This is a genomic window from Bacillus sp. FSL H7-0578, from assembly GCF_038630855.1.
Classification (GTDB): Bacteria; Bacillota; Bacilli; order Bacillales; family Bacillaceae; genus Bacillus; species Bacillus safensis.
Window position 1 is genome coordinate 2,209,944 of record NZ_CP152045.1, and the last position, 11,602, is coordinate 2,221,545.

The following is an 11,602-nucleotide window of genomic DNA, read 5'->3' on the forward strand; positions in this document are numbered from 1 at the left end:
GTCTCTGTCCTCCTTCTTACACTTGCTCCATTAGTTGATACATTGGTAAAAGAATAGATAAATACACGATGAGTATAAGAAGTGCTGTTATCCCATAAATAACTGGCTGCAGCCAAGAAATCCATTTTTCAATTTTTAGCTCTGCATTCTCTAATAGAAATTGGCTGTACGTATACATTTCTCTCGCAAGCATTCCGCTGGCTTCACCATGTTTGATAATGGCTGCAAAATGTTTTTCGAAAAAAGGAGACACGCTTACTTGATGGGCCATGCTTTCTCCTTTTCTTAACTCTTCCATCATTTGTTCACCTATTTCTTGAAGAAAAGGCAGGTAGCTTTGCTGTTTAAAAGCTTGCAAACCTTCGTACATCGATAACCCAGCCTGAAGCAGTCCGCTGAGCTGAAGAGAAAAAAGGTACGTATGCATCAGCTGCATCCCTTTATATAAAAAAGGCAGCTTACTCATCACCCTCAATTTCTCAAGGGTCGACTTTTTCCTAAAAAAAACAGCATAATATCCAATAAGACAGATACACAGACAACTAGTGATGAGCAGAAAAGCATGAAGGAATTGAAATAGTCCGAACATCCCTTGAATCAGCCAAGACATGCGGGTATCCATCGATGAGTACAAAACAGAAAATTGAGGAATGATCATTTGCTGAACGAGTACCAGCACGACCAAAACCGTGAAGATGAGGAAAAGCGGGTAACGTAACATACGTTTAAACGTGTCTAACTGTTTGATTTTTTTCTCTAAAAAACGGGCGCTTTGTTCTAAAGCACGGGCTAGACTGCCATGCTTCTCAGAAAAACATAGTATAGCGATGACTTCCCTCTGAAAATGGAGTCTCTCCAGCACTACATAAAAAGGCTCGCCTTCGTGCAGCCACTGAATACCTAGTTTTAATTGCTGCCGCTGTTGTTTTGATAACTGGATATTCACCATCACTAATGCCTCAATCAATGTATATCCAGCCTGAATTAATTGAGCCAGTTTTGATAGGCATTCAGCTTGATCCTTTTTAGACCATACTTTAGAGGCTCGCTTCTTCATAAACCCAGCGATGGTAAGTGTTTTTTGATAAATAGCCGAGTGCCACTCCTTTACGAATTAATCTTTGCAGTGTTTCATATGACGAGTGAGCATATTCTCCTTTAGCCTCCTTGATACACTCACCAAGCTCTTTTCCGAACAGCAGCTCAAATACATTTGTTCGTCTGATCGGTCGATTTAATTTACAGTAAAGCTGACATCTTTCTCCGCAAAAAGGACAGGTGAGCTCGATTAATCGCTGGGCAGCAATCGCAACCATTGTTTGTTCAAGTTCATTCATCGTCACACCAAATTCAAGCATGCGGTAAAGGGCTCCTTTTGCATTTTTTGCATGGAGCGTACTCAATACTAAATGGCCTGTCAGTGCTGCTCTAATCGCCGTTCTGGCCGTTTCAGCATCTCTTATTTCTCCTAGCACAATCACATCTGGATCATGTCTTAAAATAGCGCGTAATCCAGCGGCATACGTGATGCCGGCTTTTTCATTCACTTGAACCTGCAGCACTTCTTCATTCCTTGTTTCGACAGGATCTTCAAGGGTAATAATATTTCGGTTAAAATTCTTTTTTGCAAACTGAATCAATGAATATAGTGTTGTTGTTTTCCCTGAATTTGTTGGCCCAGTAAATAAAATGAGTCCATGCGAGTGGTTTAAAAAGGATAATAATCTGGCTGAGGCTTTCGGAAATAATGATAGATGTTTTATTTTCGGAACATGATCCTGCGGTAAAATTCTAATCACTAAGCTCTCATCATTCACTGTCGGCAAGGTAGACATCCGAATAAACACTTGACCGTTTCTTAGCATCACAGCTAGTGAGCCATTTTGCGGCCTCCTTTTTTCCCCGATATCCATAGAAGATAAAAACTTAAAATGTGCAATAAGCCTCTCTCCGCTTTTTTTATCAATGGTTCGCTGCTGGATTAAATCTGAATCAACACGAAATGACACCGAAGCTTCCTTTTCTTTTGGCACAATATGCACATCAGAAGCCCTCATGCGGCATGCTTCTTCTAGCAGCTCTTGCCTTAAATATTCAATCCCATACAAGTGGATCACTCCTTTCTCTGATCACATTGTAGAATGGCGGAACGTGAATGACAAAAGAGCAATTTATGATTTTAATGACTAAACAATGATGAAAACCCTCAACTCACGATGCATTACATCATTTTTTAGAAAAGAGCATATAAAAAAACCTGACTTTTACAAGTACAGGTTTTTTGGTCATGATGTGGCTTCTTGCGGCTGCTCTTCAAAGATACGAAATCCTCTTTTTTCTAACGCTTTTGCAAGGCTATGCTCAGTATTTACTTTTGAGAAATCAATGCCGAGTTTCACTACAGTTTGAGCGATCTCTGGGCGGATGCCTGAAATAATCGTCTCAATTCCTAGCAGCTTCGCACTATCGACCACTTTAAACAGCTGATAAGCCACCATCGTATCAACAACGGGAACACCAGAAATATCAATAAATAAGTGTGTTAGACGCAGTCTTGAAGCCTGTTCTAGTACGGACTCCAGAATGATTTTGGCCCGGTACGTATCGATTTCCCCAATCAGCGGCAAAATCCCAATTTCCTTTGATACTGGAATAACTGGGGCACTTAGCTCTTGAATCATCTCTCTTTGTGCATTCAGCTGACTAAGTGTCACGCGGTCATATTCTTCTGATAAACGCTCAATCATGTCATCAAATGTGGCGTGAAAGTGCTGATTCCACTGACACACATCTTGCAGCGTCACTTCAAGCTCTGTTTCTTGGGTGAATGTCTCAATTCTCGAACAGAAAATGTGGCGGAAAATCTTAAACTGTCCAATGATTTCATATAACGGCACCTCGTGCACTGCTCGATCACGTGCAATATCAACAGACCACTTTTTCAAATGGTTTTCTACTTTGTCAGACAGTGTCACAAGCGTGGCTGCAATGGTTTGAATAAACGCTGTGTTCTGTTCCTTCAGCTTCTTTTCCGTTTCCTCTGAAGCATGTTTAGAATATAATGAGCCTTCTTCTGTTCTTGTTTTTAGCCATTCTTCGGTCATGACAGGGGCTTCTTTTAGGATAAATTCGTATAATTGCTTTGATTTTTCATTTTTCATTTATTTCTTTCGCTCCTTTTTCACTAAAACTCGTGACATACAACTTTTATGTATAAATGACCGCAGATGGTGAACAATAACATTACACGTTTGATATTGGGCTATAGCCAAGTGGTAAGGCAATGGACTTTGACTCCGTGATCGTTGGTTCGAACCCAGCTAGCCCAGTTCAGCACAAAAACGAAGACGGCTGAAGCTTGTTTCAGCTGATCTTCGTTTTTTATTAGGATACCGATTGATGAATCGCTTTCTTCTTTGATATTTTCATAAGTTCTCCGGGATTATAGCCGACCACTAATTTATTCCCATCAATGATGATTGGTCTCCGGAGCAGCTTTGGTTTTTCAATGAGAAGCTGTAAGACCTCGTTTACTTTTAAGTCATTAATATTTAAATTTAAGCTTTTAAAAGCCTGACTTCGTGTGGCTAAAATTTCATCCATTCCCTCTGTTGTTAAAGAAAGAATCTTTTTTAATTCATCTAGTGTTGGCGTTTCTCTGAAAAGGTGACGCTCTTTAAAATCAATTTGATTCGCCTTTAACCAATGTTTTGTTTTGCGGCAAGACGTGCAGCTCGGGTATGAATAAAAAGTAATGTCACTCATTAGTCTTCCTCCTTAGGTCGTTAACCTTTTCTCTTATGGAGTAAGTACCCTCATGTTTTTCGGCATAAACACTTTTTCATCATTTTTTCAAAAAAATTTTTTCTGCATTCAAAATAAATTGTTCACATGATGTCAAAAATGTAAATGTTTACATAACAAGTGATGATCAGCTATAATATGAATCAAAGGGGTTTTTAAGGGGAGGGAAAGAAATGAATCGCATGTTCCGCGTGCTTGGCTTTTGGACGGGTATTTTTGCTGTCATGTTCTATTTAGGACATATGAAAGATGCATCGCTGTTATTCTTCGGTCAAACCGTTCTTTTTGTATTTTTATCCTACTTGAATTTATCCGAAAGAATGTATATTTACATTTTCGGAGCGTACTTGACGATTTTCTTTGCCGGATTTACATATTATTCGATTTTCATCATGGTTCCCGGTACCGGACATTAATTGAAAAAAGCATCTCTATAAAAAGAGATGCTTTTTTTCATACGTTTAAAGAGAAAATCCATTAATAAACGGATTTTGCTCCTGCTCCGTCAGCACAGTCGTTTCCCCGCCATGTCCGCTTAAAACAAGAGTTGATTCTGGCAATGACAATAATTTTTGATGGATTGATTGTAGCAGCACTTCCTGACTGCCGCCTACTAAATCTGTTCTCCCGATGCCGCCTTCAAATAGCGTGTCACCAGAAATAACAAAGCCCTCTTCCGCCGAATAGTAAGACACACTGCCTGGTGAATGCCCTGGTGTATGGAACATTTCTAATGTAAACGACCCAATTTGAAGCGTTCCTTCTGACGTAATCAATTTTTCAGCTTCTTTGACCGTAATTCCATTCCCAATCAATCGAGCTGAACCGTTTAATTCAGCGTTCGTGAGCCATTCTTTTTCATTTTCGTGTACATACAGCGGCACTCCCCACTCTTCGCGCACCTCATCTGCCGCGCCAATATGATCAAAATGAGCATGTGTCAATAAGACAGCAAGCGGTGTAAGCTGTTTTTCTTTTACATAGGAAATCAGCTTTTGCGCTTCACCGCCTGGATCAAAAATTAAGCATTCTCCCTGCTCATTTTTCCAAATATATGCGTTCGCTTGTACATAGCCTAGTGGCATTCTTCTCCAATTCATTTTCATCACCTACTTTATTCATTCTTTTTTATTATGAAGGCTATTCAATAAAAATTCAAACAATCGTCAACTGGAATCTACTCGACAAGCTTTATGAAAACGGTTAAAATGAAAAGAAAGGAAATCAAGGGGATTGATGACAAAGGGGGACTTTCACATGATGCTCGTCATTATTTTTGGTCTAGTCACGATTTTAGCTGCGCTCGGCATCTATCGCTCACTAAAAAAAGTGAACGTACTTGCCATCGCTTTTGCAGGCGCTACATTTTTGGTTTTTGGATGGTTCACTGTCATGACCATCATCTATAGCGGTTATCCAACCGCACATTAAAAGCCTGCTTATAGCAGGCTTTTTTATTGATTTAAATGCTTATTCACGCTTTCTAATTTGCTTGTAAGTGTTGTGGTTTGATCCCGTCTGTCATCGATGCGAATATTGGTCGCTACTCGGTGCAATCCCTTTTCAAAAGGGGCTTCATGAATGCGCTGAATGACCTCAAATAAAACGGATAATTCGCCTTCAATTAACGTATTCATCGGTGTTAATTGAAATTTGATTTTCCCTTCTTGTTGAAAGCCTTCTAAAATTCTTTGTACATCTGCTACATAAGCACTGACACTTGGTGTTTCAGTGCCTATCGGAATGATGGTGACGTCTGCTATAGCCATAATTTTTCCCCTTTCCATTAAATTCTCATGTTTTCTCGTCCTCATTGTAACCTATCCTCATTCAATCATGCCATGCTTACGTTACGTTTACGGCAGGTTTGTCTCGTTCTATCGTCAAATCCGCTCTCTCTACCTTCCCGATCTTTGTAAACAGAAGCAGGCATATACCTGAAACAGCTTCAATGATGCCGCCGGCCGCAATGACATACCCAGATCCAAATATTGTTGCCATATAGCCGCCAAGGAGGGCGCCTAACGGAATCATTAAGTAGGAAATCATGTTGATGATCGCATACACTTGCGGCTGATCCTCTGCCTTTACTGACAATTGAATCATCGTATGTTCGGGTACGTTAACTGCACTAATGGCTGCTCCTAAAGCAAAAGCTGATATAAACACAAGAGGCAACAATGCGTTCATACCTGTGATGAAGAAGGCGATTCCATCAACGATCCCAGCGCCTATAAACAGCAATCCATACCGATTCACTTTTATCTTTGTCAAAACAAACCCCATCAAAAATGCGCCTAGTGCAGTTGTGACTTTGATGAATGAATAGACGACCGGTCCACTATGTAAGTCTTCCGTTAAATAAATAACAGACAATGCTTCCCATGGTGCCGCAGCAAAGTTTGAGCAGACACAAAAAATCGCTAATGGAAACAAAATATGGTGGCTTCTAACAAGTGAAAAACCTCGAATTAATCTTTTGCTGTAAGATAATCCTTTTTTGGCTTTATCGATGATGACGTCTGTTTGATATGAAATCATGAACACCAATAAAGCGGACAAAAGGTAAAGTGGAATGATCACAAGCATTGTATAACCTACGCCTACAAATGCAATCATGACACCACAAATCGTGACCGTCACAAGTCTTACTACATGACTTGCTGATTGGATGGTTGCATTCGCTTTTTGTATGAAGTCCTCATGGACAAGCTTTGGAATAATCGATACAGATGCCGGTTCATAGGAGCCTCCTGTCGCCGAATGCAGCAGCATACAGCCAATGATGAGGACTAATGGCGTGAAACCATAAAAGTAACTAACCACAATTACAAGGATAATCGCTGCTCTTGTTAAATCAGCAAAGCACATCCAGAATTTCAATTGATGCGGCTTCATCATGGGCGAAATAAATGGCCCAACAATCGCTTGAGGGACAAAGCTGACCGCAATAAAAAAAGCTGTCCCTATGGCCCCTTTCCCTCCTAGTACTAAAAGCCACAAGATGGTGTTGAAAGATAAACTATCAGCCGTAATTTTGCACATTTTAGAAACAAATAAATAAGTAAAATTTCTTTTCCACAGGCTTTGCGCACTCAATAGTCGACATCTCCCTAAATCATATCCTTTTTTTTACATCCATATCTTTCACAATAGCTTACAAGGAGACCTTCGTCAATTGCTTCAACATTGTTTTTATTGACCATAAGCAATTGATTGTTTCTCAGAATATGAAAAAGCACCAGACAGGTGCTTTTAACACTTACACGCTTCCCACAAAAGCCGCTTTGTTTTTTCATAGATCGAATCAAATTGAACCATGGAAAGAGGATTTTTCCCTAGACCAAGCTCGACTGTATAGCCCTCATTATGAAATTGATAAATAAACCAATCGCGATAGCCTGCATAACTGTCGAGATATTGGATCGGTTTGTAGCCGCTCACTAGTTCGAATCGTTTGACCGTTTCTTTTGAGATGGCTGGCTCATGGCCAAGAAAACCCCAATAGATCTCTTCTCCTTGTGTATGAAGGGCGATCAGCCGGTCAAATCGTTTTCGCAACGCAAGATTTGCCATCGCTTTCGCTTCTGGTTCTGTTAATGGCTCACGCCCAGGATAATCCCGGTAGGACGGTGCTTTCGACTGATGACGATAGTACTCGATTTCCCAATAAGCAGGGAATTGATTGTTTAAATCCACCCCTCGAATATTTGCTTTCCATTCCCGGTAATCGGAATATCCCTCGTTTAGCAGTGTGAATTCTTCACGATGAAGACCTAGTGACTCCGGTCCATTACGTACCAAATCGACTCCATCTGGATTAACCATTGGCACGATGGATAAAGCGGTGGTCTGCAGGATATGAACCGCTTCATAATGTCTTGCCTGCACTGGGTCAGACGCTGCTAAGCAAAGCGATTTCAGCCATTTTAATAAAACAGACGTCGTGATCCATTCATTTGCATGAAATGAGGCATTGAGATGAATAGAATGTAAATGCTGAACAGGCTCTGTTCGGATCTCATAAATAGGTGTATCAAGCACTGAATGGCCAATGACGCTGATATGAAGAAAAGGAAATACAGCTTTCAAGCGGCTCAGCTCTTCTTCTAATTGAGCGCTATCATATTCAAATGTTCCATTGATCCAATCATCGGATTGCTGCAGTCTGTAAGGTGCAATAAATCTCTGCACATCACCTATCGAATCAAATACATGGACTCCTTCTGGAAGTCTATATCCTGGTAAAAGAAGCTCATCAGTGCTTGTTTGATTTGATAAATGAAAAGCCGCTTTTCCTATGCCAAGCTGCTTTGCCACAGCATCCCTCCCTGCTTCATCCAGCTGCCATTCAATTTTTCCAAACGACGTTGTCTTCATTTACATCCCTCCTCTCATACTATATGAGCCGGAAGGCAAAAAAAGAAAACCCCTGCTTCTAAAAATAGCAGAGGTTTTTTCATCTATTAGGACGCCTTTTTCAGCTCCGTTTCACCTTCTTTTTTGGATGGTGAATGGTCCGGGCTGTTTCGATCATAAAATCTAAGGAGATCCCCGTAGATGATTTGATCAGAGAACTGAAGCTCCTGCTTCGCCTTCTCTTCATAAGACTGACACACGTTTTTATCATCTACTGGCTCGCCTGTTTCTTTATTGTAGCAAACACCATCTGTAAAAATGCTGTCTTTCGTAATAAAGCTTCCATCACGGAGTACTGTAAAGTCATTCGTATCTTTCGATAAAAGGTCATGACCAAATTGAATTTGTTTACTTGTATCAATCCCTAGAAGATTGAGTACAGTTGGGCGGATATCGACCTGACCGCCTACCGTATCAATTTCTTTTGGATGTTGATCTGTCACCCCTGGAATGTGTACAACAAACGGGACTTTTTGAAGCTGTACTTCTTCAAATGGCGTAATCTCTTTATTTAAAAATTGTCCCATGGCTTCGTTATGGTTTTCAGAAATTCCGTAGTGATCCCCATACAAAACAAAAATGGAGTTATCGTATAACCCAGCTTCCTTCATCTTTTTAAAGAAAAGCTTAAGGGCTTCATCTTGATAACGCACTGTAGGGAAGTACTTGTTCAGCGTTTTGCTCTTTGAATCATATTCATCAATGAGCTTATCTTCTTCATCTAAATCAAAAGGGAAATGGTTCGTTAATGTAATCAATCTCGTATAGAAAGGCTGCGGGATCGATTTCATTAATTCAGCGGACTGCTCAAAGAACGGACCATCTTTCAGTCCCCAGCCAACTGAGTTTTCTTCATTCACATCAAATGATTTAATATCAAAAAACTTATCGTAGCCAAAGCTATCGTAGATAAGGTCACGGTTCCAGAAGCTTTTGTTATTCGCATGAATAACAGAAGAGTGGTAGCCCTCATCCTTTAACAGCTCAGGTGTCGCTGTAAACTCATTGCTTGGATTTGTGAAGAACACAGCCCCTCTTCCAAGTGGATAAAGAGAATTATCTACAATAAACTCTGAATCAGATGTTTTCCCTTGACCTGTTTGGTGATAGAAATTAGTAAAGTTATAGCTCTTCTTGATCAATTTGTTTAAAAACGGAGTAATTTCTTTCCCGTTTAATTTTTCATTGATCACGAAACTCTGTGTAGATTCAAGTGATACAAGAATGACATTTCGTCCTTTTGCTTGACCAAATGTCTTTTCATTACGGTCCGTTTGATTTGCGCTTACATAGTTTTCAATTTCAGTTAAGCTATTACTGTCAGCAAGAGCTCGTTGGGCGGACTGCTTCGATTGCAATACCCCGTCATAAATATGGAAGTTATATAAGCTGATATTTTTCACCAGCATCTCACGGTCAAATGAGCGAGTAAGGAGTTCTGGTCGTTCTGTTTCAGCTAAACCAAGGTTAAAGAAGAATGTAGCTGCCACAAATAAGTAATAGGCCGCTCGTTCTTTTCGTGAAATTGTGACATCTGTTCTAAAGGAAGGCTGTTTTTTATAGAGCCAAATTAAAATGATGATATCAACAAACATCAGTAAATCGACTGGTTCAATTAAAGAGGTAATACTTGACCCGAGGTCACCCATATTGTTTGTTTGAAATAGGACGGGGATGGTTAGAAAATCACTATAGAATCGATAAAACACAATGTTGGCTAACAAAACGAATGTTAGGATAAAGCTTGTCACGATGATATATCGATTGCGGTTTTTTTCTTTGAAAAATAAACCGATACCGAAGATAAACAAGAGAAAGCTAAGCGGATTAATAAACAGGATAAACTCCTGCATGAAATTTTCAATTTTAATATTGAAGCTAGATTTATAGATAACATAGGTTTTGACCCACATCAGCAATGTCGCAATCAGTAAAAATGAAATCGCCTTTAATCTATTCTTTCGCATTGTAACCTCCTTATGCTAAGCGCGCACCCAGGCTCTGGATATACCCTAATTATTGGTGCTTCTAGAAAAATAACTAAAGTATATCTTATCCTGTATATGATGGAAAATCAATGTCTTTTTCCTCATGACAAACTTATGAATATGCTAAACATCCAATTTCATGCCTATCTATCGCTTTTTTTAATAAAAATGACATCATTATGACTTTTTTGTTCAAGACAGCCATTTGGTTTTTGCCATCCATGCCCCGCCGATAACACCCGCATCGTTTCCGAGGGATGCAATTACCACTTCAACATCGTCAGCGCAAGGCGGGAAAGCATGTTGTTTCACAATGCGCTCTACTTTACTGCGAAGAAGCTCACCTGCTTTTGAAACACCGCCGCCAATCACAATTTTTGTTGGGTTTAAAGCACTAGCAAGATTCGCTAGGACAAGTCCAAGATGTGTCGTCACTTCTTCTACGACACGCATTGCAAGATCATCTCCGTTTTCTGCCGCCTCAAATACATTCTTTGCCGATAGCGAAGCGAGCTTGCCAAGTGAAGATGTATGCTGCTCGGTTTCTAATTTATCCTTTGCAATCCGGACGATGCCAGTTGCAGATGCGATCGTTTCAATACAGCCTGTTCTTCCACAGTTACACGGTGCACCTTGAAATGGAACAGCACAAATATGGCCAATTTCTCCGCCAGCTCCTGTTTCCCCTTGAACAACTTCACCGTTGACGATGATGCCGCCGCCAACCCCTGTTCCAAGTGTGACCATCAGGATATTTTTTGCGCCATCGCCTGCCCCCTTCCACATTTCACCGAGTGCAGCAATATTCGCATCATTTTCAATGACAGATGGAAGTCCCGTCTCTGCCTCTAGGTGATCTTTCAAGGGGTAGTTTGTCCAGCCCAGATTCGTTGTTTTATAGACGATGCCAGATACTTTATCTACAGGTCCAGGTGCACCCATTCCGATCCCAATAAGTGCTGATTTCGGCATACTGATCTCAACCAGTTTATGGTCAATTGATTTGGCAATATCGACTGTGATCGTCTGCCCGGATTTATCCGTAGGAATCTCCCACTTATGCTGAATTTCACCATATAGATTAATGAACGCAAGCTTAATTGTCGTACCGCCAAGATCAATACCTACAAACCAATCCCCTGTCATATGCCCTCCACCTTCACATTGTTTTTCGATTTAATTTGGCTAGCTCCATTTGAAGAATCGTCATTGCGTTTGACCATTCGGTCCGGTCAATGATGCCTGATGTATACATTTCCTTCAATTCGTCTGCCATAAATTCTAATTCTACTTCACGATCTCCGAAATACACATAATTTCCAAATCTCATGAGCAGCTGCTGTACATCATATAACGTTTTCATTGTTTCCACCATTTCTTCTCATCAACAG

General features: G+C 40.3%; 13 protein-coding genes and 1 tRNA gene. 3 read left to right on the forward strand and 11 right to left on the reverse strand.

The window, feature by feature from the left end:
• Window positions 1-16: 16 nt before the first annotated feature.
• The 3 genes from comGB to MHB41_RS11330 all read right to left on the reverse strand — a co-directional run bounded on the left by comGB (window position 17) and on the right by MHB41_RS11330 (window position 3,161).
• A complete protein-coding gene (comGB, locus tag MHB41_RS11320) occupies window positions 17-1,057 on the reverse strand; it encodes a competence type IV pilus assembly protein ComGB (RefSeq protein WP_061109349.1) in 1,041 nt (346 codons plus the stop codon).
• Window positions 1,038-2,108 carry a competence type IV pilus ATPase ComGA gene (gene comGA, locus MHB41_RS11325; protein ID WP_041117979.1) on the reverse strand — a complete coding sequence of 357 codons (1,071 nt, stop codon included), beginning with the start codon at window positions 2,106-2,108 and terminating at the stop codon, window positions 1,038-1,040. The genes comGB and comGA overlap by 20 nt, the downstream gene beginning before the upstream one ends.
• A 177-nt stretch (window positions 2,109-2,285) precedes the next feature.
• Window positions 2,286-3,161: an STAS domain-containing protein gene (locus tag MHB41_RS11330; protein ID WP_024422979.1), complete on the reverse strand. Its 876-nt coding sequence runs from the start codon at window positions 3,159-3,161 to the stop codon at window positions 2,286-2,288.
• Between the two features lie 97 nt (window positions 3,162-3,258).
• On the opposite strand from MHB41_RS11330, the gene MHB41_RS11335 reads away from it, so the two are divergent.
• Window positions 3,259-3,329, forward strand: a tRNA-Gln gene (locus MHB41_RS11335).
• Between the two features lie 55 nt (window positions 3,330-3,384).
• Here the strand turns inward: MHB41_RS11335 and MHB41_RS11340 are convergent.
• Window positions 3,385-3,765, reverse strand: a complete 381-nt coding sequence (locus MHB41_RS11340) for a Spx/MgsR family RNA polymerase-binding regulatory protein (protein ID WP_007501232.1) — start codon at window positions 3,763-3,765, stop codon at window positions 3,385-3,387.
• Between the two features lie 212 nt (window positions 3,766-3,977).
• Here MHB41_RS11340 and MHB41_RS11345 point away from each other — a divergent pair, with 212 nt between their 5' ends.
• The gene (locus MHB41_RS11345; protein ID WP_003217440.1) at window positions 3,978-4,220 is read left to right on the forward strand and encodes a DUF2626 domain-containing protein; all 243 of its coding nucleotides are present in this window, start codon (window positions 3,978-3,980) and stop codon (window positions 4,218-4,220) included.
• 45 nt (window positions 4,221-4,265) lie between these two features.
• Here MHB41_RS11345 and MHB41_RS11350 read toward each other — a convergent pair whose 3' ends face one another.
• On the reverse strand, window positions 4,266-4,904 hold the full coding sequence (locus tag MHB41_RS11350; protein WP_024422981.1) for an MBL fold metallo-hydrolase: 639 nt from the start codon (window positions 4,902-4,904) through the stop codon (window positions 4,266-4,268).
• Between the two features lie 157 nt (window positions 4,905-5,061).
• On the opposite strand from MHB41_RS11350, the gene MHB41_RS11355 reads away from it, so the two are divergent.
• Window positions 5,062-5,235 (forward strand): DUF2759 domain-containing protein, encoded by a 174-nt coding sequence (locus MHB41_RS11355; protein WP_003217333.1) that lies wholly within the window; start codon window positions 5,062-5,064, stop codon window positions 5,233-5,235.
• A 23-nt stretch (window positions 5,236-5,258) separates the two neighbouring features.
• On the opposite strand, the gene MHB41_RS11360 is transcribed toward MHB41_RS11355, so the two are convergent.
• The 6 genes from MHB41_RS11360 to MHB41_RS11385 all read right to left on the reverse strand — a co-directional run bounded on the left by MHB41_RS11360 (window position 5,259) and on the right by MHB41_RS11385 (window position 11,574).
• Complete coding sequence (locus MHB41_RS11360; RefSeq protein ID WP_034280193.1) at window positions 5,259-5,573, reverse strand: MTH1187 family thiamine-binding protein; 315 nt, start codon at window positions 5,571-5,573, stop codon at window positions 5,259-5,261.
• Between the two features lie 76 nt (window positions 5,574-5,649).
• Window positions 5,650-6,903 carry an MFS transporter gene (locus MHB41_RS11365; protein WP_061109350.1) on the reverse strand — a complete coding sequence of 418 codons (1,254 nt, stop codon included), beginning with the start codon at window positions 6,901-6,903 and terminating at the stop codon, window positions 5,650-5,652.
• A gap of 156 nt (window positions 6,904-7,059) precedes the next feature.
• A complete protein-coding gene (locus tag MHB41_RS11370; protein WP_340900159.1) occupies window positions 7,060-8,184 on the reverse strand; it encodes a M14 family zinc carboxypeptidase in 1,125 nt (374 codons plus the stop codon).
• Window positions 8,185-8,270: 86 nt separating this feature from the next.
• Complete coding sequence (locus tag MHB41_RS11375) at window positions 8,271-10,190, reverse strand: LTA synthase family protein (protein WP_176966988.1); 1,920 nt, start codon at window positions 10,188-10,190, stop codon at window positions 8,271-8,273.
• Window positions 10,191-10,403: 213 nt separating this feature from the next.
• Window positions 10,404-11,357 (reverse strand): ROK family glucokinase, encoded by a 954-nt coding sequence (locus MHB41_RS11380; protein WP_025092968.1) that lies wholly within the window; start codon window positions 11,355-11,357, stop codon window positions 10,404-10,406.
• Between the two features lie 13 nt (window positions 11,358-11,370).
• A complete protein-coding gene (locus MHB41_RS11385) occupies window positions 11,371-11,574 on the reverse strand; it encodes a YqgQ family protein (RefSeq protein ID WP_008342322.1) in 204 nt (67 codons plus the stop codon).
• Window positions 11,575-11,602 lie beyond the last annotated feature (28 nt).